Consider the following 24144-nt stretch of genomic DNA (forward strand, 5'->3'; position numbering starts at 1 on the left):
CCGACGACAGTGCTGAGCAGGTGCTCAGGGCTTTCGGGCGACGCCTGCCCAGTAATAGGCGGCCTTCGGGTCGACCGACGGGTCCTCGGGGCGCCACGCCGAGACCGGGACCAGCCCGGGGTCGAGCATCTCCCAGTCGCCGAAGAAACGGGCGACGTCGTCCTTGCCGCGGTCGACCAGGGTGAGGCCGCCGGCGTTCGCCGCGGTGACCGCCGCGTCCATCTCGGCGCGGTTGAAATCGCCGGTCGGGTGGGTGATCGCCAGGCAACTGCCGGACGGCAGGGCGTCGCGCAGGGCGTCGACCTTGCCCCACGGGTCGTCCTCGTCGGCGAGCAGCATCAGGATGGCGATCAGGGTGAGGCCGACCGGCTTGGTCAGGTCGAGCGTGTCGAGGAGGGCCGGCTCGTTCAGGATCGAACTGACGTCGCGGATGTCCGCCGAGATGTACTCGCTGCGGCCCTCGGCGGTGCTGCGCATCAGGGCGCGGGCGTGGACCAGCACGATCGGGTCGTTGTCCACATAGACCACACGGGTGCTCGGGTCGACGCCCTGGGCGATCTCGTGCAGGTTGGGCCGAGTGGGGATGCCGGTGCCGATGTCGAGGAACTGGGTGATTCCCTCTTTGGCGACGATGTCGCGGGCGGCCCGGTGGACGAACTTCCGGTTCTCCCCGGCCATGTAACGCAGGCTCGGGATCGCCTGGATCATGGCTTCGCCGACCTGGCGGTCGATGTTGAAGTTGTCCTTGCCGCCGAGCCAGTAGTCGTAGATGCGAGCCGAATGCGGAACGTTGATGTTGACCCCGGGTGGGGGAGTCTCCGAACCTGCCACGTCGGCCTCCTCGCGTCTCGACCTGACCCAGACTAGCGGCCGCGTTCGACCGGTCTGTGCCTCGACGTCCGGATGTCAGGCTGCCGAGGCGTGCCCGGCGTAACCTCGGGGGCCGCCGTGGTGGTCGGCGGCCGACACGACGCGGTCCCGCCCGGCATGCTTCGCAGCGTACAGATAACTGTCCGCTGTGGACAGAAGGGCGGACTGGGTGCGGCTGGGAACCTCACCGGACCCGGCGACGCCGATGCTGACGGTCACCGGAAGGTTCCGGGTGATGCCCCGCCAGTCGTGGCCGCCGATCGCGCGCCTGATGTCGTCGAGCAGCACCGTCGCCCGGGCCACCGACGTCCCCGGGAGCACCAGCAGGAACTCCTCGCCACCCATCCGGGCGGCGAACCCGTCCGGGCACACCTCGTCGAGGCCGCTCTCCAGCAACTCCGCCACCCGGACCAGCACCTGGTCGCCGGTGTCGTGCGAGAGGCGGTCGTTGATCTGCTTGAAGTGGTCCAGGTCGACGAGCGCGACGGTGAGCGGCGACTCCCCGTCGATCATGCCGGGGAGGCGTTCGTCGACGTAGCGGCGGTTGTGCAGGCCGGTCAGCGGGTCGCGGCGGGCCTGCTCGCGGAAGAGTTCCGCCTCCTGCCGGGCCTCGGTCGTCTCGAACATCGCCTGCCGGGTGCGGGCGCGGGCCTCCCGCTGCAGCGAGTGCAGATTCTGGTACGCCGCGAAGAACTCCTTGTGCATGGCGAACGCCTCGGCGTACATGCCGCGGGCGCCGTACAGTTCGGCCTGCTCCTGGTGGACGCGGACCAGCAGCTCGCCGAGTTCCCGTTCGAGGCACAGTTCGCGGGACGAGTCGAGGCTCTGCTGTGCCCGCTCGTACGCGCCCATGCCGCGCTGTGCCTGGGCGAGGGTGAGCAGGTAGCCGCCGAGGGCGTCGGCGTCGTCGTACTTGCCGGAGGCGTGCCGCTGGATGCAGAGCCGCATCGTCTCCTCGGCCGCCTCGAACCGTCCGTTGCCGATCTGGATGGCGCCGATGGTGTCGAGGTATTCCGGTTCGAGTTCGATGTCGAAGTCGACCGCCAGGCATTGCAGGCGTTCGGCGACCTCTTCGGCGAAGTGCTGGTTGCCGGTGTCGTATTCGGTGTAGGCGCGGTTGTTCAGCAGGCAGAGCAGCACCGGCGAGCCGGCCTGGACCGCGAGTTCCTCGGCCTGTTCGTAGCGGATCCGGGCGGCGTCCATCGAGCCGGCCGCCCACAGGCAGTCGGCGAGTTTGGTGCGGTGCCAGATCTGCATGTGCGTGGTGGCGTCGTCGTCGAGGAGTTCGACCGCGAGGACCGCGTGTTCCAGTGCTTGTTCGGCGTCGCCGAGGTGCTGGTGGATGTAGGACCAGACCAGGTGGGTGCGCGACAGCAGGGTCCGGGCGCCGTGGTCGGTGGCCCACTCGTACACCTGCCAGATCTGTTCGGCGGCGCCGGCGATGTCGCCGGAGCGCATCCGCATGTTGGCCTGGTGCAGCCGGGCCCGCGCGACGAGCAGGTCGTCGCCGAGCCGTTGGGCTTCCCGCTCGAAGTCGAGGGCGCGGGCGATCTCGGCCCGGGCGTCCCAGGATCGCTGGTCCTCGACGTCGAGGAGGGCAGCGGCGAGTGCCTCGGCGGCGATCACACACCCATCCAACGGTTCTCCCCCACCCTGCGCACAAGCCCTACGAAGGCGACCATCGGTAGTGCCGATGTCACCCTGAGGGAAACCAGAGATCAGCGCTCAGTTTCCTGAGGTTAGCTCTGGGTGACCGGCCTGTCCCAGTCGTAGCGGAGTGAGAGAAGCGACATGCACGGCGGCGCCCGGGTCCCCCCGGACCCGGGCACCGCTTTTCACCTGCGATTACTTGCTGAGGGCCGGTTCCTTGCCGTTGGCTTTCGCCGGGGCGAGGTCGACGGTCGAGCGGAGCATCGTCGGCTTCATCGCGAAGGCCGCGATCACGCCGATCACCGCGACGCCCACCGAGATCAGGAAGATGTGGCCGGTGGCGTCGCCGTACGCGACCCGCACCATGTGCTGCACCGCCTCGGGCAGGCTGCTCAGGTTGAGGCTGCTGGTGCCGCCGGTGCTGCCGGCCGGGTAGCCGGCCGCGGTGAGCTGTTCGGTCATCGAGTCGGAGACCCGGCGGGCGAGGACCGCGCCGAGGACCGAGACGCCGATGGTGCCGCCGAGGGAGCGGAAGAAGGCGACCGTCGAGCTGGCCGCGCCGATGTCCTTGAGCGAGACGGTGTTCTGCACCGCGAGGACCAGGTTCTGCATCGACATGCCGACGCCCACGCCGACGACGGCCATCGCCGCCCCGATGTACCAGAGCGAGGTGTCGTGGTCGAGGAGGGAGAGCCCGGCGAATCCGATGACCAGGACGATCGTGCCGATCACCACGTGCGGCTTGATCTTGCCGGTCTTGGTGATCATGCGGCCGGAGATGGTCGACGAGACCAGGATGCCGAACATCATCGGGATCATCAGCAGACCGGCCTGGGTCGGGCTGTATCCGCGGCCGATCTGGAAGTACTGGCCGAGGAAGACCGCGCCGCCGAACATGGCCATGCCGACCGCGAGGCTGGCGATGATGGCCAGGGCGGTGGTGCGCTGACGGACGATCGGCAGGGGCACCACCGGCTCGTCGACCCGGGACTCGACCCAGACGGCGAGGGCGAGCAGCACCAGGCCGCCGCCGACCATGGCGAGGGTCTGCCAGGAGATCCAGGCGAACGAGTCGTCGACGAAGGAGATCCAGATCAGGATCACGCTGACGCCGGCGGCGATCAGGGCGGCACCGAGGTAGTCGATCTTCACGTTCTCGCGGCGCATCACCGGCAGGTGCAGGGTCTTCTGCAGCAGGGCCAGGGCGATCACGGCGAACGGCGCGCCGATGAAGAAGCACCACCGCCAGCCGAGCCACGAGGTGTCCACGATCAGGCCGCCGAGCAGCGGGCCGGCGACGGTGGAGAGGGCCATCACGCCACCGAGGTAGCCGTTGTAGCGTCCGCGTTCCCGCGGCGGGATCATCGCGGCGATGGCGACCTGGACGAGCGCCTGCACGCCGCCCATGCCGAGGCCCTGGAACGCGCGGGCGGCGATCAGCTGCTCGGTGTTCTGGGTGAAGCCGGCGATCAGCGAGCCGATCACGAAGACCACGATGGCGATCTGGACCAGCAGCTTCTTGCTGTAGAGGTCGGAGAGCTTGCCCCAGATCGGGGTGGTGGCGGTGGCCGTGAGAAGGGTCGCGGTCACCACCCAGGTGTACTGGGTCTGGCTGCCGTTCAGGTCACCGATGATCTTCGGCAGTGCGGTGGAGACGATCGTCGAGCTGGCCATCGCGACGAACAACACGAGCAGGAGGCCGGAGAGGGCTTCCAGAATCTCGCGGTGTGTCATCGGCGCGGGCCCGGCGCTGGTCGTGGTTGGGGCGCTCATCGCGCGGCCTCCAAGCTGGGCGTGGGGTTTTCCTGGGCGATCAAGTCGTGGGCGAAGCGGTTCAGCGAGGCGGTGAAGACGGCGATCTCGTCCGGCGTCCAGTCGTGCAGCGCTGCGGCCAGCCGTTGTTCGTAGTGGGCGTGGGTGCCGTCGAGCACGGTGTTGCCCTGCTCGGTGAGGTGCAGCGTGCTGGCGCGACCGTCGGCGGGGTCGGCGACCCGGGCCACCAGGCCGGCGCGGACCAGGCCGGCGACGGCTCGGCTGATCGTGGACGGGTCGAGCGCGTGTTCGACGGCCAGCTCCTTCATGTGGCAGTGCTCCCGTTTGCGGATCGCGGCGAGCACGCCGAGGGATCCGACCGGAAGCCCGTCGGCGGTCGGTATCGGGCGTTGCTTGACCAGTCGGAACGCTTTGAGTACCTCGTGCATTGCGCCCATCAGCTCCTGGTCGGACACCGGTTCCTCCTCGCGATGCTTGCTGCATACAACTATCTGCCTGGCTTGCCCATTGCGCAAGTTTTCTCATTGGGAACTGAATCACACGCCGGTAGTCTCATGTCATGAGCGCGCCGACCACCGAGACCGGCCTCCGCGAGCGCAAGAAGGCCGCGACCCGCCAGGCACTGCACGACGCGTCGTTACGCCTGGCACTGGAGCACGGCCCGGAGAAGGTCACCGTCGAAGCCATCGCCGACGAGGCGGGTGTCTCCCGCCGGACGTTCTCGAACTACTTCGCGAACAAGGAGGAGGCGCTCTTCTACGGCGACTACCAGCGGATGCGGCTGCTCGCCGGGATGCTGCACGCCCGTCCGGCGGACGAGGCGCCGTGGACCGCGCTGACCGCGGCCGCGAAGGAGTTCTACGACCAGCTCGGTGACCTCGACCCGGAGTGGATCTCGCGGCGCCGCCTGATCCGCCGGCACCCGTCGCTGGCCTCGCCCCAGATGCAGGTCTTCGCCGTCCTGGAACAGGAGATCTCCGCCGAGGTCACGCTCCGGGTGGGTCAGACCGCAGATCCTTTGGGGGTACGCGCGAAGCTGCTGACCGCGACCTTCCTGGCCGCGCTGCGGATCGCCCTGAACGCCTGGCTGGAGCATCCGGCCGGCACCCACCACTGGACCCTGGCGGCCGACCTGCTCGCCCAGGCCGGCAGAGGCTTCGCCGACTAACCTCCCCAACCACCGTGGTGACTTCGGGCGTCCACAGCGCCCCAATTCAACACACCCCGACCGGTGTGGTGACTTCGGGCGTCCACGGCGCCCCAGTTCAACACGCCCTGATGGGTGTGGTGATTTTGGGCGTCTACGGCGCCCCAGTTCAACACACCCCGATGGGTGTGGTGACTTCGGGCGTCCACAGCGCCCCAGTTCAACACACCCCGACTGGTGTGGTGATTTTGGGCGTCTACGGCGCCCCAATTCAACACACCCCGATGGGTGTGGTGACTTCGGGCGTCTACAGCGCCCCAATTCAACACGCCCTGATGGGTGTGGTGACTTCGGGCGTCTACAGCGCCCCAATTCAACACGCCCTGACTGGGGTGGTGACGGCGAACGGCCCCGGGAGAATCTCCCGGGGCCGTTGTCTCGGTGGCGTCGGTCAGAGCCGTGTGTTGAGTTCGGGCGCCCTACGCGCCTGAAGTCAACACACCGGTCAGCCCTTGAAGCCCGCCAGGATCTTGGTGAACTCGAGCGACGACTGGCTGACGTTGGTGCACTGGAAGAGCGCGCCGGTGCAGGCGTTGAAGTCGCGGTGGAACTCCCAGGCCGAGACCATGCCGAGGTGGTTCTGGTTGGCGAAAGCGACCAGGTCACGGGCGTCGCTCAGACCGAACACCCCGTTGTCGTCGTTCACGCCCAGCATCGGGGTCACGCCGACCATGGCGAAGGCGGCCGCGTCGCTGTTCCCGTACACCGACTTGATCTGGTCCTTGGTGGATTTCACGGCCTGGATGGCGAGGTCGCCGTAGTCCTGGCCGGCCCGTCCGTAGTCCATCGCCATGATGTTGACCAGGTCGACGTCGACACCGGCGTTCTTGGCCGACGTGACCACGTTCAGGCCGTCGGCGGTCAGGCCCTCGGGCAGAACCGGGAGGGTCAGCGAGATCTTCAGGCCCGGGTTCGCCTTCTGCAGGGCGGCCAGGGCGGTGGACCGGCGGGCGATCGAGGTGCCGTCGGCGACGGCCGCGCCCTCGATGTCCAGGTCGATGTACTCGAGCTGGTAGGCGTCCACGACGGCCTGGTACTCGGCCTGCAGCGCGCTCACGCTGGTGCACGCCGACGCCAGTTCGACGCCGGTCGCGCCGCCGAAGGAGACCTTGACGTCGCCGCCGGCCGCCCGGATCGCGTCGATCTGCCCGCCGAACTCCTTGGTGCGCGGGTCGAACGCGCCGAACCAGCTCGCCTTGCAGCCGGCGCCGGTGACGAAGCCGAGGCTGGCCGACGTGACGTTGCCGCCCTTGGTCAGCGAGGAGAGCGTGGTCGCGCCGTTGGACAGCAGACCCATGTCCACATAGGGCGCGACCAGCACGTCGCCGGCCTTGGTGGTGGGTGCCGAGGTCGTCGGGGCGGCGGTGGCCGTCTTGGTCGCGGTCGGTGCCGGTGCGGCCGTGGTGGTCCTGGTGGCGGTCGGCGCGGTGGTGGCGGTCTTCGAGGGGGAAGCGGCCGGGCTGGTGGTCGCGGTGGGGGCGGTGGTGACCGCCGTGCCGCCGGAGCAGGGCGCGCCGTTGATCGTGCAGTTGGTCGGGTCGCCGCTGCCGGCGACGATGAAACCGAACGACAGGGTGCCGCCGGCCGGGATGGTGCTGTTCCAGGCGGCGCCCTCCGCGGTCTGCACCCCGCCGGCCGTCGTGATCTTGGTGTCCCAGAAGCTGCCCAGCTTCGCGCTCGACGGCAGCGCGAACGCGACCTTCCAGCCCTCGACCGCCGCCGAGGTGCCGTTCGTGATCGTGTACTGGGCCTGGTAGCCGGTGCCCCAGTCACTGTCCTTGGCGAACGACGCGGTCAGGGTTCCGGTGCCGCCCGGCCCGGTGGCGGCGACCGCAGCGCCGATACCGCCGCCGACCGCGAGCACCGCGGCCGTGGCGTAGATGGCGAGCCGCAGGGGGCTGCGTTGCATGGTGGAACTCCGATCGCGAAGGACTCCGACGGGAGTCGATTCTGCGACCGGGCGGCTTAAGGAGTCCGGGTCGTTGCCTTAAAGATCTTTAAAATCATCGGGCGGCGAGCCCGCCGATCACGAGCGCCAGCTGCCGGCGCCAGGCCTGCGGATCGCCGGCGTGCTGGGCCACCCCGGCGTTCGCCATCATCAGCAGCGACATGTCGTTGCGGGTGAAGTCCGCGCGCAGCCGGCCGGCCCGCTGGGCCCGGGTCAGCACGTCCACCGACCGCCGCTGGGCGGCCGCGCGCAGCACGGCCAGCCGCTCGTCGTCGTCGAAGGCGGTGGTGACCAGCAGCTCCGCCAGGCCACGGTCGGTGGCCTGCAGCTCGCAGATCCGGGTCAGGTAGCCGACGAACGCGGCCCACGGGTCGGGATGCTCGACGGCCTGGTCGGCGAGGCGTACCGCGGCGGTCAGGTGACTCGCGAAGACCTCGGCGATCAGATGCCGCCGGCTGGGGAACCGGCGGTAGAGGGTGGCGTTGCCGACGCCGGCCCGCCGCGCGATCTCGTCGAGCGACGCGTCGAGTCCGTGCTCGGCGAAGACTTCACGGGCGGCAGCGAGGAGAGCGACACGGTTGCGCCGGGCATCCGCGCGTAGCCGGGGGGCCATGTGCCACAGGATACGACGTTCCTGCGGTTTTGCTCCGTCTCGGTGTTACGGTCCCCACGATCACGACCAATGGTGCGAGAGGTGCGACCATGCAGCAGATCGACATCGACGTCCCGACCGCCGACGGCACCGCCGACGCGTACTTCGTGAAGCCCGCGGCCCCGGGGCTGTACCCACCGGTGCTGCTGTTCATGGATGCGTTCGGCATCCGGCCACGGATCAAGGAGATGGCCGACCGGATCGCCGAACGCGGGTACGCCGTCCTGGTCCCCAACCTCTTCTACCGGGACGCCCGCAGCCCGCTGGTGCAGCCCGAGGACCTGACCGACGTGGAGCGGCGCGGCGCCGTTTTCGGCCGGCTCGGCCCGATGATGCAGAGCCTCACGCCGTCCCGGGTGGCCGCGGACACCGCCGCCTACCTGGACTTCCTCGCGGCCCAGGAGGGTGTGGAACCGGTCCGGGCGGGCATCCTCGGGTACTGCATGGGAGGCCGGAACGCCCTGGTCGCGGTCGCGAGCAACCCGCAGCGGTTCGCGGTGCTGGCCAGTTTCCACGCCGGGCACGTCGTCACCGACCGGCCGGACAGCCCGCACCTGGGCGTCGGCTCGATCACCGCCGAGGTGTACTTCGCGCACGCCGACAACGACGGGTCGATGACACCGGAGAACGTCAAGGCGCTCGAGGCGGCCCTGGAGGCGGCCGGCGTCACGTACACGTCGGAGCTGTACGAGGGCGCCCCGCACGGCTTCACCATGTCGGACACCGCGATGCACCACCCGGAGGCCGAACTGCGCCACTGGGCGGCCCTGTTCGCGCTGTTCGGCCGGGTACTTCCGCACGGTCCACGGCACGACTGACGTTTCATGCCCCGACGGGGAACGCCGGTCACTCGTACCCCTGAAGGAGAGAGTGACCGGCGCGCCTGGAGCGATCGTCGTCAGTTGCTGTAAAGACCCGGGAAGTAGCGGTCGATCGCGGTCACGTCGTAGACGTGCCGCACCTCCTGGATCCGGTCGTCCTCGACCGCGAGGAACTCCACCATCCGGGCGGTGCCGAACGGCGCGTCCAGGTCGTAGACCAGGGCCGAGCCGTCGATCGCATCGGTACGCGCCACCACGGTGACCTTGTCCGCGAATGCGGCGATCCGGTGCAGGACCTGCAGCAGCTCCTCGTCGTCGACCGGGGCGTCGAAGTTCCACTCGGCTTCGGCGCCGGACGTCAGGAGTCTGCGGGCGGCCGGCAGATCGTCGCTGGTCCAGGACCGGATCCAGAAGTCGACCACATTCACGGGGGTTCCTCTCAAGCGGTGGATCAGCCGTTGAGCATCGAATCGGCACTCACGAAGGTGTAACCGACCTTGGTGAGGCCGGTGACGAGCTCCTTGAGGTAATCGGTGCCCAGGTACGAGTGGTAGAAGCAGCTCGCCACACCGTCCCGCACGACCAGGTTGCGCTCGGCCGAGGCGATGATGTCGGACGGCAGGCGCACCGGGTGCGTGTTGTACGCCGTCGGCTCCACGTTGCCGACGTTCTCCGGCACGACGACCGAGCCGTAGACGTCCCGGACGGTGTAGGGGAAGAACTGTCCGAACTGGCGGGTGTAGTCGTATTTGGCGCCGGTGAGCACCCCGGGGAAGTACAGGCCACGGTCGTAACGCTTGCCGAACAGCGCGTGGACCGCCTGGTAGTCGGCCGGGCTGGCGGCGTAGTGCGGGAACTCGAAGATCTTCGGCGAGCCGAGACCCGCGGCGACGAAGAGCGCCCCCGAGGCGAGCATCCGCGAGGTGGCCCACGCGACCGAGTCACCGTCCACCGGACCGTCGTAGACGACCCGGTCGGCGTCGTCCACGTGCGCGGTGAAGAACTCGAAGTCGTTCGCGCTGACCCCGTCGTAGGGGTTCGCCACCGAACCGTACTGGTGGGTGTAGCCGTGCATCAGCAGCGTGCCGCCCTTGGACTGCATGTACTTCAGCGCCGCGATGACCTTCGGCTTCTTCAGCAGCGTGTAATCCTGGGCCTTGCCGTCGTTCTGCGCACCCTTCGGGTCCCGGTACCGCGGGTAGACGGCGACGCTGAACGGCACCTTCACCGACGACAGGTAGTCGGCGATGGCGCGCAGCTCGTCCGGGTCCGAGTCCGGTCCGACGTCCTCGATCCGGACCAGCGCCCGGTGCCGCTCGCCGGCGGTGCTGCCCAGCACGGTGAAGAGCAGGTCGGCGAAGACCAGGTAGCGGTCGTCGTGCGTGACGTACGAGAACGGGATCTCCCCGACGTAGGTCAGGTTGCCCGAGGTCACCGCCCACGGGAAGGTGGTGCCGTCGGCGCGGGTCGCGGTCGCCACCGTGGTGACCTTCGCGGCGTCGCTGATCGTCAGGTTCATGATGCCGGAGTTGTTCTCCGAGCCGCGGGTCAGCGACCGTCCCTTGTAGGTGACCTCGCCGACCTGGGCGAAGTCGAACAGCCCGCTGGTGAAGCCGTACTTCGCGGCGAACCCGTCCTGCTTGGCGAGCTGCCAGATGTTGTTGTAGACCCAGGTCACCGACTTGGTCGTGGTGGTCACGTCGGTCAGGAACGCGGCCGGCAGCGGCTCGTCGTAGGTCGAACCCAGATAGATCACCGCGGTGTACGCGTTCAGGTCGCCGGCCCGGTAACCGGAGACCGGCGCCGCCGTCCACGTGCCGAAGTGCGAGGCCAGGTTCGCGGTCTGGGTCGCGTAGACCTCGCCCAGCCAGCCGTAGTCGCCGGTGGTGTCGTACAGGACGAGGGTCTTCGCCGCACCGGCGCCGGGGGCGGCCTTGCCGGTCTTCGTGGTACTGGTGGCCGCGGCGGTGGTGACCTTCGGGACGGCGGCGTCCGCCTCGACGGTGCTCAGACCGATCGCGGTGGCGGTGACAGCGGCGCCCGCGCCGGCGAGCACGGCACGGCGGGTGACGATGTTGTCGCGCATCAGGCCACGGCTCCGGAGGTGAGGACGGTCGAGGTCAGGACGGGCATCGCGTCGGGCACGGCGGCGAGACCCAGCAGAGCGGCGGTGGCCTGGGCGGTGCGCCGGGCGGCGAGACCATCGCCGTACGGGTTGCCGCCGGCGGTCATCGCATCGCGGCGGACCCGGCTGTCCAGCAGCACGGACGCCTCCTCGACGATCCGCCCGGTGTCCGAGCCGACCAGTTTGGCGCAGCCCGCCTCCAGCGACTCGACCCGTTCGGTGACGTCGCGCAGCACGAGTGCCGGCACGCCGAACGACGGGGCCTCCTCCTGGATGCCGCCCGAGTCGGTGAGCACCAGGTACGCCTCGGACAGCAGTCGTGCCAGGTCCGGGTAGGGCAGCGGGTCGGTGACCGTCACCCGCTCGACCCCGGCGAGGGCGGCGTCGACCTGGGCGCGGACCGCCGGGTTCGGGTGGCTCGGCAGGATCACGTCGATGTCCGGGTAGGTCTCGATCAGTTCCTTGACGGCGGTGAGGATCCGGTCCAGCGGCTGTCCCCACGACTCCCGGCGGTGCGCGGTGACCAGGACCAGCCGGTTGGTGCTGCCGGCCCGGGCGGCGGCCACGGCGGCGTTATCGAAGGGCAGCTTGCGGCCGGCCATCGTCAGCGCGGCGTCGACCACGGTGTTACCGGTGATCAGCACGTCGGACGGGGTGATCTTCTCGTCCAGCAGGTTCATCGCGGCGAGTGGTGTCGGGGCCAGGTGCAGGGCGGCGACCTGGGCGACCAGGCGGCGGTTGCCCTCCTCGGGGAACGGTGACTCGAGGTCACCGGAGCGCAGGCCGGCCTCCAGGTGGACGACCGGGATGCGCCGCCAGAACGCGGCCAGGGCGCCGGCCAGGCTGGTGGTGGTGTCGCCCTGGACGATCACGGCGGCGGGGGTGCGTACCGACCAGAGTTCGTCGAGCTCGCGGATCATCGCGGTGAGCAGCTCGGCCTGGCCGCCGGTGCCGCGGTCGATCTGCAGGGTGATGTCGGGGGTGAGGCCGAAGGCGGCGAGCGCCTGGGTGACCATCGTGGGGTGCTGGCCGCTGGCGAGCAGGACCGGCTGGAGCAGGCCGGCCTCCCGCATGGCGATGGCGACGGGGGCGAGCTTGACGGCCTCCGGGCGGGTGCCGCCGATCAGGTGGACCTCGCGCAGGGTGTGGTTGTTCTCGCGCAGGGTGTCGTTGTTCTCGTGCAGGGACAAGGGGGACCAGCCTTCTGCAGGGGGAGCGGGGGATTTAAGGGGATATTTCGGATCAGGCAGCAGTGGGGAGCGCTGCCAGCGGCTCCTCGGCGAGCCGTTCGGTCTTGGCCCAGCCCTGCCGGCCGCTGGCCTGACGGCCCAGAGCGCGGTAGGTGGCGGCCAGACCCAGGACCAGGAAGGCGGGGTACGCCAGAGCGGCGACCATCATGCGCGGCATGGCCTCGTCGCCACGCTTGTACTTGTGGACCATCGCCCAGATCAGGCCGGGGATGGTGGTGACCACCGCCCAGATGACGATGCTCTCGGCGAGAGCGGCCCAGGTCGGCAGGAACAGCACCGGGTGGCCGATCGCCAGGCCCAGCGCGCCGGACCCGAACATGATCATCAGCAGGATGGTGACGATCGCGTTGGCCCAGGGGGAGAGCAGGTAATGCATGATCTCCATCAGCGCGGACCGGGCGATCCGCGGCGAGCTGAACAGCGTGCCGAGGTACCGGGCGCACTGCATGTTGCCCTGCGCCCAGCGGGTGCGCTGCCGGGTGAGCCGGCGGACGTCGACGACCGCCTGCTGGGTGACGCTCGACCGGGAGGTGTAGCGGATCGAGACGCCGTCCAGGTGCATCCGCAGGCCCAGCTCCATGTCCTCGACCAGGCAGCTGGACCAGGGGGCGGTGCCCAGTGACTGGAGGGTGGAGAGCCGGCTGAACTGGCCGTTGCCGCCGAGGCCGACGGTGTCCAGCACGTCGCGCAGGTTCTGGCAGGCGTCGACGATCGCGCCGAACTCCAGATCCTGCACCGCGCCGAGGATCTTGTTGCGGTTCCGGATCCGGACCTGCACCTGCACCGCACCGACGTTGCTGTCCCGCATCAGGCGGGAGACCTCGATCAGGATGTTCTCGCTGCCCTGACCGTCGCCGTCGATGATGCCGATGACCACGCGCTCGGGGCTGACGCCGGCCTGCGCGGTCAGCATGCTGATGTGCCGGTACGCCGCGTTCAGCGCCTCACCCTTGCCCTGCCGGGCCTCGGGCAGCTCCCGCCGCATGATGTGCAGCCGCGGGTGGTCGATGGCGGCGAGGACCTCGGGAGTGCGGTCGTCGGAGCCGTCGTCGACGACCAGGACCCGGGCCAGGGTGCCGGCCGGGCCGTGCAGGCCGAGCGCCGCGCTGACCGTGTTGGCGACCACGGCCTCCTCGTTGAGGGCCGGGACGATGACCCAGAAGTGCTCGGGGCGGGCGTCGCCGCCGGCCACCGCCCGGTTGACGACCTTGGCGCGGTGGGTGCCGACGTAGCGGACGCCGAACCAGACCAGGACCACCGTGGAGAGCGGCCAGGCCAGCAGCAGCGCGTAGCCCGCAACCGCGAAGAGCCAGCCCTGTGACGCCGTCAATGTCGCCTCCTCTGCCCTGGTCACTGTTCGTGAGATCTGAGGGGCGGGTGGCCCCCGTTCCCTCGGACGTAATAGGACATTAGGGAACTACCGAGCGTCACTCAAGAGGTGATCCCCGAACGGAGAGCGAGACCGGCCAAAAGGGCGAACCCAGACATCTCAGGCAGGGCAAATGGGTCCAAAACCGGGCGCGTGGGGTTCGGTTCGCGGCCTCGGCCCGCCGCCGGAGAATGCTGCGGAGAGTGACCTCACGGTTGCGGTGGGGTTATCGCTCATGCCGACACCCTGAGTAATCGGGTGATGACTCCGGGCATGAGAAACCCCGGCTCGCGGGAAGCGGCCGGGGCCTGTCGGTGCTGGTGTCGCTATTCGGGCGGGTTGTCCAGAAGGCTGGGATTGCTGCGGAGCAGAGCGGCCAGCCGGCGGGCCGCCATCTCGGTCTCCTCCGGGCGCTCCACCTGCAGCGGGATCGGCTCCCGCAACTGCTCGAAGCCGCCCGTCGCATCGGTGTGCTGCGGTTCGGCGTGCGCGGTCGGGAACGGCGGTGCCGAAGCGGGCGCCGCGTAGGGCGACGCCGGACCCGGGCGTTCGATGTAGGCCGGCGGTGGCTGCGGCTTGAACGCCGCCGGAGTCGTCGGCGGAGGCGGCGGGGCGGCGGCCGCGAACGGGTTCGGTGCGGACTCGCGAGCCTGCGCCAGGCGGGCCGCGAGATCCTCCCGGGTCGTCTCGCCCGGCACCCGGTCCGGCGTGATCGGCTGACCGGGCTGCGTCGCGGACGGCTCCGGGCGCCGGGGCCAGTTGGCCGGTGGCGCCACGAACGGGCGTTCACCGGTGTGCTGCGCCTGGGCCGCCGGCGCCACGAACGGGCTCTCGGCAGTGGGCGGATCGGGATAGTCGTAATCCGCGGTCGGGCCGAACCGGTCCTGATCGTCCTGGTGGCCCCGCGGGCCGTACGCGACCGGTGGCTCCTCCGGCTCCTCCACGTCGATCACGAAGTCGGCGTGCGGCGGCGGGACATCGTCGGCCCGTGCCGCGACCGCGTGGTCGGCATTCACCTGCACCACGCCGTCGGCGAAGGCGAAGTGCAGCAGAGTCGGATCACCGGCGCCCTCGACGCCGACCGTGACGTTCAGGCTCGGATGACGGGCGACCACACCCGCGATCGCCTCGACCAACTCGGTCACCGCCGGCGGGGTGCTGCTGCCGTCTCCGGTGGCGCGGCGCCGGAGCTCGTCCCGCCGGGCGAGCTTGTCGAGCGCGTCGTCCAGTCCGCCTCGCACGTCACCGTCCTCTTCCTCACGCGGTCGCCCGGTCTTTCACTGTCCCTCCCCGGACGGGATTTGGGAACCGTGACCGGGCGACCGGTCGACACCCTCCTACGACTTCATCCGGATCGCCTTGTCGAGTGCCTGGTCCAGGACGATCAGCAGGGCATCCCGCACCGACGCCCGGAAACGGGCGTCGAACGAGATGACCGGCACGTCCTCACGAACCGCCAGCGCCCACCGAACCTCGTCGACGCTGTAGTTCATCTGCCCGTTGAAGGTGTTGATACCGACGACGAACGGAAGCCCAGCCCGCTCGAAGTAGTCGACCGCCGGATAGCAGTCGTCTATTCGGTTGGTATCTACCACAACCAGGGCGCCGAGGGCACCCTTCACCAGGTCGTCCCACATGAAGGCGAACCGGGTCTGCCCCGGCGTACCGAAAATGTAGAGCTTCAACGTCTGGTCGATGGTCAGAACGCCGAAGTCCATCGCGACCGTGGTTCCGGTCTTCATGGTCGCCTGACCGGGGTTGTCGATGCCGACGGACTCCGAGGTCATCTCGGCTTCCGTGGTGAGGGGCGAGATCTCGGAGATGGCACCGACCGTGGTGGTCTTGCCCACGCCGAATCCGCCCGCCACGATGATCTTGACGGGGACCGGAGCCTTCTTGGGCGCGCTGCCTTGTACGCGCGCGCTACCGACGACGCGGTTAGCTGATGGATCGAAGTCCACGGATCACTCGCATGATGGTCTCGGGGTCAGGTGTGTCGTTGTCCAGCACGTGGACATCCAGTTGGCCGGCGGCCCGAAGGTCACCGACGAGGATTCGGCAGACGCCCAGATGAAGGCGCAAGCGAGCGGAGATCTCGGCCACAGAGATCGGACTGTCCTCGCAGAGGGACACGATCGCCCTGGTTTCCGGAGATAGCCGCGACGGTGGCGCACCGTGCACCATCGTCACCTGAGTTTCCATACCGATGTCGGGGTCGCCTCCATCGGTCCGCCCGGACGTGATGACGAACGGGCGCAAAAAACTGTTGGCCTGCGTCTCGACCGGCGGCTGTTCCCCGGTGGGGGTGTAGCCGCCGGACGAGGGCTGCTGCGGACCGGATTGCAGGAAGGGCCGGACTCCGGGGCGCGCCGGAGCTACCGGGTCGTCGGGGTCCGGGTAGGTCATTGCTGAACGGCGTTCTTGAGCTCGGCGATGAGGCGCGGGCTGAGAGCACCGCCGGCACGCGTGGCGAACAGCGTCATCTCGTACGCCAGGGTGCCGAGGTTGGCCGAGCGGTCGGCGATCACGCCGAGCACCGAACCCGCGCTGATCGCCGTGACCAGCAGGTAGCCGTCCGCCATGTCGATGATGACGCGGTTCAGGGCGCCCAGGCGGTACCAGCTGGCAGCGCCACCGGAGAGGCTGGTCAGGCCGGAGACCACGGCCGCGAGGCGCTCGGCGTTCGGCCGGTCCTTGATCGCGGACATGGCCATCAGCAGACCGTCCGAGGAGACCGCGATGGCCTCGATCACGCCCGCGGTACCGGAGGTGAAGGAGTCCAGCAGCCAGTTGAAGGTCTTGGCTTCAGCACTGAGCTGACTTTGCGCGGGGGGGTAAGGGGAAGTCATCGCGGTTGTCCCTCGTGTTGTGGCTGGCTTTCATTCAGTGCGAGTGCGACGCCGTACTCGAACTGATCCATCAGGGCTCGGGCGGCATCCGGGTCCAGCTGAGCCGGGGCCGGCGGTGGAGTGGGGCGGTAGGGCTCGTCGTTCGGCAGCGAGGCGCCGGGCACACGACGGGTGAGACCGGCGGGAGCACCGGGCGGAGCCGGGGGCGCCGGAGGAGCGGCGGCAGCGGGCGCCGCGGCGGCCGCCGACGGCACGTTCCACTGGACGCCGCCGTTCGATGCCGGAGCGTCCCACGAGGAAGCGGCCGGCGCCGGGGTGTTCCACTGCGGAGCCGGAACCGGGGAGCTCGGTGCCGGAGTGTTCCACTGCGGAGCGGGCGCCGGAGAGCTCGGCGCGGGGGTGTCCCACTGCGGGCCGCCGATGGCCGGCTGCTCCCAGTCGGGACGGCCGAGCATCGGAGCCGGCATGGTGGCGCTGGTCTCCGCGACGTCCCACTGGGCCTTGCTGACGCCGGCCTCGAACGCGTCGAAGGCGGCGCGGGCCGCGAGGGCGTCGTCCTGGGTCGGCGCCTTGGCGTGCTGCTGCGGCGCGGTCTCCTGGGGCAGCTGACTGCCCGGCACCCGCCGGCGCAGCGGCGCGGCGCCGTTGCGCTGCGAGGGTGGGGTGGCGGCGGGCTGCTCCACAGCCGGAGGCTGTGCAGTGAAGTCGTCGCCGGAACGCTGGTGCGGAATCGGGATCGCCTCGGAGGGAGTGGGGGCCGACGGGGTGTTCCATGCCGCCGGTGCGGCCGGTGTCTGGCCCCACGCCGGCTGAACAGCCTGTTGTTCGTGGCTCCAGACCGGACCGGCCGGTGCGGCGGAGGGGAGTTCCGGCAACGCTGCCGGAACCCGGCCCGCCACCGGGGTGCCCATGTCGAACGAGGGCGCCTGCTCCGGAAGGCCGGAACCGGTGGTGTAGACCGGCTCCTGATATGCGGGGCCGGGCGAGTAGACCGGTTCCGCATCGTAGACCGGCTGTCCCGCGTACGGGTCCGCGGTCTCCCTGCCACCGCCACCGAACGCGTTCCACGAGTTCGACGACTCCAGCGTGTGGGTCGCCCGGCTCAGCTTGTTCGGGTCGAACGGCTGCTGGCTGCCGGGCACCGAGCGGACCGCCGAGCTGGCGATAGCGACCTCGGTGGTGTTGCCGCGCAGGGCCGCCGAGTAGGCCGGGGCCATCGCCGGCTGTGCCGAGACCGGGCGCATGCCGTACTCCGGCGCCTGGATCTGCGGCATCTCGGCGGGGGCCGGCATCGCCGGGGGCGCCTGCACCGCGGCGGCCGCGGTGTGCGCGGTCTGGATGGCCGGCACCGGGGCCAGGCTCTCCGTGCGGGCGATCATGTGCGACGGGTTGAGGTCGATCCAGGCGGTCAGACCGCCGTCCGGGGTGTCGGTGAGGGTGACCTCGATGCCGTGCCGGCGGGCGAGCCGGCCGACCACGAACAGACCGAGCACCTCGGTGGGGGCCAGGTCGAGTCGCTCACGACGGGTCAGACGGGCGTTCTCCTCGGCCAGACGTTCGGGTGCCAGACCCAGGCCGTGGTCGATGATCGCGAGGCGGGCGCCGCCGCGCAGTTCGTCGGCGCTGACCGTGACGTTGGTGTGCGGCGGGGAGAACGTGGTGGCGTTCTCCAGCAGCTCGGCCAGGAGCAGCGTCAGGTCGGCCAGGACGGCCGGCACCACGACGATGTCCTCCGGGATGTCCACCTCGACACGGGTGTAGTCCTCGATCTCACCCAGGGCGAGACGGACGACGTCGGAGAGCGGCAGCGGAGCCATGTGCTCGTTGGCGCCGGCGGCACCGGAGAGCACGACGAGCGCGGACGCGTTCCGGCGCAGACGGCTGGACATGTGGTCCAGTCGGTAGAGCTCGCGGAGACGGTCGCTGTCGGTCTCGCGGCGCTCCAGGCCGTCGATCAGGGACAGCTGACGGCCGACCAGGTTCTGGGTACGCCGTCCGACGTGCCCGAACATCTGGGCGACGTTTCGGCGGCCGAGCACCTGGCGTTCCACCAGCCGGGCGGCGGTGGTCTGTACGCGGTCGAACGCGCGGGCCAGGTCACCGATCTCGTCCTGGGCCTCCACGTCGACCGGGTCGAGGCGGATCGGGCGGACGGCGGCTTCCTGCTCGTCGTCGGCCACCCGCTCGAGCTCGGCCTCGGCGGCGCGGGCGATGCGGTCGGCGGAGACGGTCAGACGGCGCAGCGGCCGGGCGACCGCGCGGGCCATGAAGATGCTGAGCGTGACCACCAGGATCAGCAGCAGCAGTGCGCCACCACCGATGAGCAGCGCCTGTTGGATGGCGCTGTCACGGTTGGCGGTGACGGTGACGTCCACGTCCTTCGCCACGCGCTTCTCGACGAACGAGCCGAGGACCGTGACGGACTGCAGGGAGGGGAACAGCGTCTCGACGTTGAGCGTGGCGATCGCCGTCGACGGGTTGCTCTGCAGGGCGGTGATGAACTTCGAGCCGATGCGGAACGAGAACGCTTCCTGGGTGTTCAGGTAGAGCTTGTACTGCGCGTCGGTGAAGAAGACCTTCGACGACGCAATGATCGAGGAGATCTCGGCGAACGTCGCGTTGAACTGGTTGAGCAGCAGGTCGGCGTCCTGCGAGCCGGGTTTGGCGGTGGCCGCGATGGCCAGGTAGCCGGACGCCTGGCTGATCAGGTCGTCGGAGCGCATGGCCTGCTCGAGCGCGAAGACCTGGCGGCCGACGCCGGTCGACAGGTCGGCGCTGGTGGACAGGCCCAGACCGTCGATCAGCGGGGTGACCACGCTGGTGAACTGGTCGACGATCTGCACCGGGGTGACCGTGCCGTTGAGCACGTTCTGCCGGGTGCTGTCGAGGCGGGTGGCGATGTTGACGGCCCGGCGCATCTCGAGCGAGAGACCCTCGGTGCGGTCGAGGATCGCGATCGCGTCGGCGGTCTCGGCGCTCTGCACCACGAGCACGGGCTGCTCGACGAGGCCGAGGCGGTAGCCGACCGAGAGGAGCCGCTCCTCCTGGAGCTGGATCAGGGCCGAACTCACCTGGGTGGCCAACTGGACCGTGTCGGAGGTCTCCTGGGCGATGCGCGCCGCGTTGGCGCGCTCGTAGATGACCGGGACACTGAGGCCGACGACCCCGAGAAGGGGCACCAGCACCAGCAGGGCCAGCTTGCCCAGGATGCGGAACTTACCGAAGAGCACTGGAACGCTCCCGCCGGTTGACGTCACCGTAGCCGGAGGCCTCGCCGTAGTTCGGCTGGTCGTACGGGTTGGGGCTGTTGCCGCCGTAGGTGGAGCCGTTGCCAGCGTCGCTCTGGACGGACACCTCGCGGCCGGTCTCGCCGGTGGTGGTGGCGGGCGCGGCACCGCGGCCGCGGCCCCAGTAGATGCCGGCGGCCATCAGGGCCAGCGCGAGCACGAACAGGCCCCAGGCTTCGATGCGGCGGTAGTCATCGCTGTCGAGACGGTCGTCGTACAGGTTCTTCATCTCGCCGTAGACGACGTTGCTGAGCGCGTCGAGGGCCTTTTGCAGGGTGACCTGCGCGGTCGCCAGGGCGGCGGCGTTCGGAACGCCGGCGACGGAGACACCGCGGTTGGCGGCCTCGATGCCCCGGCGGAAGGAGTCGAGGTTACTGACCAGGCTGCCGCTGAGGGTGGCGCTCTCGGTGTCGGCGGCGGCGGCCTGCAGGTTCTCGGTCAGCGCGTTGACGGCGCTCTCCACGTTCTGCACGGCGGTGGCGCCGGCGATGTTCAGTGCGGGCTTCTGCGCCTTCTTGGCGTTGGCGGCCATGTTCGCGAGGTCACTCATGCGGCTGGCCCAGGTCACGGCCTCCGGCAGGTTAACCGTGGCGGCCTCCTGGAGATACCAGAGGTCGTTCTGCGAGACCTGGTTGAGCTGCGACCGCTGCCGGAGCGCGGTGAAGAGCTCGAGGGTCAGGTCGGTGACCTCTTGGTGGGCCTGGTAGATCGCGGCGGCGTCGCCGGTGACGCTCGGCAGCCGGCCGATCTTGTCCTTCAGGCCGGTCCAGCGCTGGGTGGTGCCGAGGACGTCACCGAGTCGCGCGTCGACCTCGGTCACGCGGGCGGTGGCTGCCGTCACTGACTGCGGCACATCCTTGACGCCCTGCAGCGACGACGCCTGGGACTCGGCGAGCGCGCTGACCAGCGGTGAGAGGGCGGTCAGGTATTCCACGCCCTGCTGCTGGAGCAGGGTCTCGTCCCGCTGTTCCGAGTTGTCGCTCAGGACTCGCAGGAACAGGGCTGCGGTCGGCAGCAGGACGAGGACCGTCAGCACCGCCGCGAGGCTGGAGCGTAAACGGTTTCGCCGGCTGGACACCGAGACTGACATTGCTTTAGTCCTCCGCCATGCACACGCGATGGGCCTATGGTGGCTACCGACGGTAGCCATGAGGGCGCACCGATCTGGGTCAATCTATCCGAGAAAACCTCAGAAAACCCCTTTCCAAGGGTCAGAGTTCGCTCGGCTGATCGGTGGATACGCGACGTCGCCCACTTGGCTGTAGCAACCGCTGAGACGGGGTGAAGCTCCTGTCCAGGCGGGTTCCAAGAACAAAGTGACGCGCGCCGGGCAGATCGTATCCGGACCGCAGGCAGGACGTGAATATGACTTCTACTTCGGATTTGTTACGTCTCGGATACTCGACTTTCACAGTAAGTGCTGCTCTACTCGCGCTCGCGTTACAAATGACTGTGAGTAGTTGATCCCATACGCAAACGAGGGCCTCTCCGTCCCGTTTTGGATACGGAGAGGCCCTAATGACTCAAATCCTGGCCAGTGCCTTTCGGAGCGGATCGAGCCCGAGTGACCCGAGGTCCAGAGCATCGCGGTGGAACGATTTGAGGTTGAAATCACTGCCTTTACGGCGCTTTGCCTCGTCCCGGGCCTGCAGCCAGATCCGCTCGCCGACCTTGTACGACGGCGCCTGCCCCGGCCACCCCAGGTACCGCTTCCACTCGAAGCGCAGCACCTCCTCCGGCTGGCGGGTGTGCGCCCGGAGGAAGTCCCAGCCCAGCTGCGGCGTCCACCGCTCACCCGGGTGAAAGCCGAACGGGTTGTCCCGCGGGATCTCCAGCTCCAGATGCATGCCGATGTCGACGATCACCCGGCACGCGCGGAGCGCCTGGGCGTCGAGCATGCCGAGCCGGTCACCCGGATCGGTGAGGTAACCCAGATCGTCCATCAGCCGCTCGGCGTAGAGCGCCCAGCCCTCGCCGTGTCCCGAACACCAGCACAGCAGGCGCTGCCAGCGGTTGAGCGAGTCGGCCCGCAGCAACGCCTGGCTGACCTGCAGATGGTGACCCGGGACACCCTCGTGGTAGACGGTGGTGACCTCGCGCCAGGTGGAGAAGGATGCCTGCCCCTCCGGCACCGCCCACCACATCCGGCCCGGACGGGAGAAGTCCTCGCTCGGCCCGGTGTAGTAGATCGCGCCGTCGCTGGTCGGCGTGAGACAGCACTCCAGTTTCTGGGCCGGCGGCTCGATGTCGAAGTGCGTCCCGTTCAGCTCGGAGATCGCCCGGTCGGACAGCGCCTGCATCCAGTCCCGGAACTCCTCCTTGCTGCCGATGTTGCGGGCCGGGTCGGCGTCCAGGACGGCGACCGCCTCGTCCACGGTGGCGCCCTTCCCGGCGATCACCGCCGACACGGCGCGCATCTCGCGTTCCAGCCGGTCCAGCTCGTCGAAGCCCCAGAGGTACGTCTCCAGCTGGTCCACCTTGGCGCCGAGGAAGTACTGCGAGCCGAGCGCGTACCGCTCCGGCCCGGCCGCCTCCTTGTCACGTCCCCGCGGGGCCAGCTCCTCCCGGAGGAAGACCCCGAACGCGGCGGTGGCGGCGGTGGCGGCGGCCGCACCGTGCTGCAGCTCGGTGGCGAGCGCGCCGGTCGCCCGGAGCCGGCTCGCCAGGCCCTGGAAGAAACCGTCCCGGGTCGGGTCGGTCCACGCCTCGCACTGCTCGGCCACCGCCAGGAGCTGGGCCCGGGCGCTGATCAGGCCCTTGTCGGCGCCCTCCAGCAGGGTCCGGCGGTACTGCTCCAGGGCGGTCGGGAAGGCGTTGAGCCGGGCCGCGATGTTGGCGACCGCCTCCTCGCCCTCGGTCGGCATCACGTCGAACGTCATCCGCAGGCCGTGCAGCCCACTGGTGATGACGTTGACGTCGGTGGCCGCGTAGCCGGTGTCGTAACGGGTCAGCTCCAGGCCGAGGCGCTCGAGCATCGCCTCCTTGGCGACGTTCTCCGGCTCGTCCACCGGATCGACGGTGTCCAGGTCGTTGATGGTGCGGCGGACCAGCTCGGCCTGGGCGGCGTAGCCCTCCGGCGAGAGGTCGTCGGTCTTGTCGTCGTGGCCGGCGATGCCCACGGCGGTCGCGCCCGTCGGGTTGAGCTCGGCCCACTCGTCCACGTATCGATCGGCGAGTTCGTCAATTCTTCCCACCTCGCCGACCCTACGGGACGAGAGCGTCCGGTAACCGCCGGTTTCAGGCGTGCGAACCGGTCCAGGAGAGCAGCTGCTCGGCCGTCCAGGTGTTGACCACGCGCTCGGCCGGCACACCGCACAGCGCGGCCCGCTCGCACCCGTTGCCCAGCCAGTCCAGCTGACCCGGGGCGTGCGCGTCGGTGTCGATGCTGAACCGGCAGCCGGCCTCCACCGCCACGGTGAGCATCCGTTTCGGCGGGTCCAGCCGGTCCGGCCGGGAGTTGATCTCGATGGCCTTGTCGTGTTCCCGGCAGGCGGTGACCACCCGGTCCAGGTCGAACGTGCTCGGCGGGCGGGTCCGCGACTTCCCGTGCGCGGCGTCGCCCTCGCCGGTGGTGGCGACCTTGCGGCCGGTCATGTGGCCGAGCACGTCCAGGTGCGGGTCGGCGATCGCGGTGAGCATCCGCCGGGTCATCCGCGGCGAGTCGTCGCGCAGCCTGCTGTGCACCGAGCCGACCACCAGGTCGAGCCGGGCCAGCAGCTCGTCCTCCTGATCCAGCGAACCGTCCTCGAGGATGTCCACCTCGATCCCGGTGAGGATGCGGAAGCCGTCCGGCAGCGCCTCGTTGAGCGCGGCCACGTGGTCGAGCTGACGGCGCAGCCGGTCCGCGGTCAGGCCGCGGGCCACGGTGAGTTTCGGTGAGTGGTCGGTGAGCACGAACCACTCGTGGCCGAGGTCGGCGGCGGCCAGCGCCATCTCCTCGATCGGCGAGCCGCCGTCGGACCAGTCCGAGTGCACGTGGCAGTCGCCGCGCAGGGCGGACCGCAGCGCGGCGGCCGCGGCGGGCAGGTCGGTGCCCGCGGTGGCGCTGATCCGGCGCAGGTAGACCGGCTCCTCACCGGCCAGCGACTCGGTGACGCAGCGGGCGGTCACGTCACCCACCCCCGGCAGTTTCGCCAGCGTGCCGGCCTCGGCCCGGGCCCGCAGGTCCTCCGGCGGGGTGGCCGCCACGGTGGCGGCCGCCGACCGGAACGCCCGGACCCGGTAGGTGGCCTCGTTCGCCCGCTCCAACAGGAACGCGATGCGCCGCAGATCGGCGACCGGGTCACGCGACGTCATACCTGCCACCTTATGGCCCCGAAAGGATCTTGCTGGGTGTATATCGA

General features: G+C 69.6%; 20 protein-coding genes. 2 read left to right on the forward strand and 18 right to left on the reverse strand.

Features of this window, described 5'->3' with window-relative positions; genetic code table 11:
* Positions 1-24: 24 nt before the first annotated feature.
* The 4 genes from QSK32_RS27205 to QSK32_RS27220 all read right to left on the reverse strand — a co-directional run bounded on the left by QSK32_RS27205 (position 25) and on the right by QSK32_RS27220 (position 4748).
* Entirely contained in the window at positions 25-831 is an 807-nt protein-coding gene (locus tag QSK32_RS27205) for an SAM-dependent methyltransferase (protein WP_045746717.1), read from the reverse strand.
* Positions 832-906: 75 nt separating this feature from the next.
* Entirely contained in the window at positions 907-2508 is a 1602-nt protein-coding gene (locus QSK32_RS27210; RefSeq protein ID WP_045746716.1) for a tetratricopeptide repeat-containing diguanylate cyclase, read from the reverse strand.
* Between the two features lie 207 nt (positions 2509-2715).
* Positions 2716-4293, reverse strand: coding sequence for an MDR family MFS transporter (locus QSK32_RS27215; RefSeq protein ID WP_285473530.1), 1578 nt, complete (start codon positions 4291-4293; stop codon positions 2716-2718).
* Positions 4290-4748, reverse strand: a complete 459-nt coding sequence (locus QSK32_RS27220) for a MarR family winged helix-turn-helix transcriptional regulator (RefSeq protein WP_285473531.1) — start codon at positions 4746-4748, stop codon at positions 4290-4292. Before QSK32_RS27220 ends, QSK32_RS27215 begins: the two co-directional genes overlap by 4 nt.
* Before the next feature lie 104 nt (positions 4749-4852).
* On the opposite strand from QSK32_RS27220, the gene QSK32_RS27225 reads away from it, so the two are divergent.
* A complete protein-coding gene (locus QSK32_RS27225; protein ID WP_045746714.1) occupies positions 4853-5461 on the forward strand; it encodes a TetR/AcrR family transcriptional regulator in 609 nt (202 codons plus the stop codon).
* Positions 5462-5945: 484 nt separating this feature from the next.
* Here QSK32_RS27225 and QSK32_RS27230 read toward each other — a convergent pair whose 3' ends face one another.
* The gene (locus tag QSK32_RS27230; RefSeq protein WP_285473532.1) at positions 5946-7409 is read right to left on the reverse strand and encodes a glycoside hydrolase family 18 protein; all 1464 of its coding nucleotides are present in this window, start codon (positions 7407-7409) and stop codon (positions 5946-5948) included.
* Between the two features lie 94 nt (positions 7410-7503).
* On the reverse strand, positions 7504-8061 hold the full coding sequence (locus tag QSK32_RS27235) for a TetR/AcrR family transcriptional regulator (protein WP_045747233.1): 558 nt from the start codon (positions 8059-8061) through the stop codon (positions 7504-7506).
* A gap of 89 nt (positions 8062-8150) precedes the next feature.
* On the opposite strand from QSK32_RS27235, the gene QSK32_RS27240 reads away from it, so the two are divergent.
* Positions 8151-8918: a dienelactone hydrolase family protein gene (locus QSK32_RS27240; protein WP_045747232.1), complete on the forward strand. Its 768-nt coding sequence runs from the start codon at positions 8151-8153 to the stop codon at positions 8916-8918.
* A gap of 80 nt (positions 8919-8998) precedes the next feature.
* Here the strand turns inward: QSK32_RS27240 and QSK32_RS27245 are convergent, their stop codons facing one another.
* The 12 genes from QSK32_RS27245 to QSK32_RS27300 all read right to left on the reverse strand — a co-directional run bounded on the left by QSK32_RS27245 (position 8999) and on the right by QSK32_RS27300 (position 24097).
* Positions 8999-9349 (reverse strand): hypothetical protein, encoded by a 351-nt coding sequence (locus QSK32_RS27245; protein WP_045747231.1) that lies wholly within the window; start codon positions 9347-9349, stop codon positions 8999-9001.
* 23 nt (positions 9350-9372) lie between these two features.
* Positions 9373-11007: a DUF2334 domain-containing protein gene (locus QSK32_RS27250; protein ID WP_285473533.1), complete on the reverse strand. Its 1635-nt coding sequence runs from the start codon at positions 11005-11007 to the stop codon at positions 9373-9375.
* Positions 11007-12236 carry a non-hydrolyzing UDP-N-acetylglucosamine 2-epimerase gene (wecB, locus tag QSK32_RS27255; protein WP_245674288.1) on the reverse strand — a complete coding sequence of 410 codons (1230 nt, stop codon included), beginning with the start codon at positions 12234-12236 and terminating at the stop codon, positions 11007-11009. Before wecB ends, QSK32_RS27250 begins: the two co-directional genes overlap by 1 nt.
* A 52-nt stretch (positions 12237-12288) precedes the next feature.
* Complete coding sequence (locus tag QSK32_RS27260) at positions 12289-13626, reverse strand: glycosyltransferase (RefSeq protein ID WP_045747229.1); 1338 nt, start codon at positions 13624-13626, stop codon at positions 12289-12291.
* A gap of 365 nt (positions 13627-13991) precedes the next feature.
* Complete coding sequence (locus tag QSK32_RS27265; RefSeq protein WP_285473534.1) at positions 13992-14906, reverse strand: hypothetical protein; 915 nt, start codon at positions 14904-14906, stop codon at positions 13992-13994.
* A gap of 96 nt (positions 14907-15002) precedes the next feature.
* Positions 15003-15626, reverse strand: a complete 624-nt coding sequence (locus tag QSK32_RS27270) for a GTP-binding protein (RefSeq protein ID WP_083449601.1) — start codon at positions 15624-15626, stop codon at positions 15003-15005.
* On the reverse strand, positions 15604-16071 hold the full coding sequence (locus tag QSK32_RS27275) for a DUF742 domain-containing protein (RefSeq protein ID WP_045747227.1): 468 nt from the start codon (positions 16069-16071) through the stop codon (positions 15604-15606). Before QSK32_RS27275 ends, QSK32_RS27270 begins: the two co-directional genes overlap by 23 nt.
* Entirely contained in the window at positions 16068-16514 is a 447-nt protein-coding gene (locus tag QSK32_RS27280) for a roadblock/LC7 domain-containing protein (protein WP_045747226.1), read from the reverse strand. Before QSK32_RS27280 ends, QSK32_RS27275 begins: the two co-directional genes overlap by 4 nt.
* Positions 16511-19744 carry a sensor histidine kinase gene (locus tag QSK32_RS27285; RefSeq protein ID WP_285473535.1) on the reverse strand — a complete coding sequence of 1078 codons (3234 nt, stop codon included), beginning with the start codon at positions 19742-19744 and terminating at the stop codon, positions 16511-16513. The genes QSK32_RS27280 and QSK32_RS27285 overlap by 4 nt, the downstream gene beginning before the upstream one ends.
* The gene (locus QSK32_RS27290) at positions 19731-20837 is read right to left on the reverse strand and encodes a hypothetical protein (RefSeq protein ID WP_285473536.1); all 1107 of its coding nucleotides are present in this window, start codon (positions 20835-20837) and stop codon (positions 19731-19733) included. The genes QSK32_RS27285 and QSK32_RS27290 overlap by 14 nt, the downstream gene beginning before the upstream one ends.
* Positions 20838-21324: 487 nt before the next feature.
* A complete protein-coding gene (locus QSK32_RS27295; protein WP_045747223.1) occupies positions 21325-22995 on the reverse strand; it encodes a DUF885 domain-containing protein in 1671 nt (556 codons plus the stop codon).
* A gap of 43 nt (positions 22996-23038) precedes the next feature.
* Positions 23039-24097 carry a PHP domain-containing protein gene (locus QSK32_RS27300; protein WP_045747222.1) on the reverse strand — a complete coding sequence of 353 codons (1059 nt, stop codon included), beginning with the start codon at positions 24095-24097 and terminating at the stop codon, positions 23039-23041.
* Positions 24098-24144 lie beyond the last annotated feature (47 nt).

The organism is Actinoplanes sp. NBRC 101535 (assembly GCF_030269225.1).
GTDB classification, from domain to species: Bacteria; Actinomycetota; Actinomycetes; order Mycobacteriales; family Micromonosporaceae; genus Actinoplanes; species Actinoplanes rectilineatus.

Coding starts and splice junctions, on each gene's coding strand:
- QSK32_RS27250 (WP_285473533.1), bottom strand. CDS start 11,007: ATGCGCGACAACATCGTCACCCGCCGTGCCGTGCTCGCCGGCGCGGGC.
- QSK32_RS27300 (WP_045747222.1), bottom strand. CDS start 24,097: ATGACGTCGCGTGACCCGGTCGCCGATCTGCGGCGCATCGCGTTCCTG.
- QSK32_RS27215 (WP_285473530.1), bottom strand. CDS start 4,293: ATGAGCGCCCCAACCACGACCAGCGCCGGGCCCGCGCCGATGACACAC.
- QSK32_RS27235 (WP_045747233.1), bottom strand. CDS start 8,061: ATGGCCCCCCGGCTACGCGCGGATGCCCGGCGCAACCGTGTCGCTCTC.
- QSK32_RS27280 (WP_045747226.1), bottom strand. CDS start 16,514: ATGACTTCCCCTTACCCCCCCGCGCAAAGTCAGCTCAGTGCTGAAGCC.
- QSK32_RS27240 (WP_045747232.1), top strand. CDS start 8,151: ATGCAGCAGATCGACATCGACGTCCCGACCGCCGACGGCACCGCCGAC.
- QSK32_RS27225 (WP_045746714.1), top strand. CDS start 4,853: ATGAGCGCGCCGACCACCGAGACCGGCCTCCGCGAGCGCAAGAAGGCC.
- QSK32_RS27275 (WP_045747227.1), bottom strand. CDS start 16,071: ATGACCTACCCGGACCCCGACGACCCGGTAGCTCCGGCGCGCCCCGGA.
- QSK32_RS27230 (WP_285473532.1), bottom strand. CDS start 7,409: ATGCAACGCAGCCCCCTGCGGCTCGCCATCTACGCCACGGCCGCGGTG.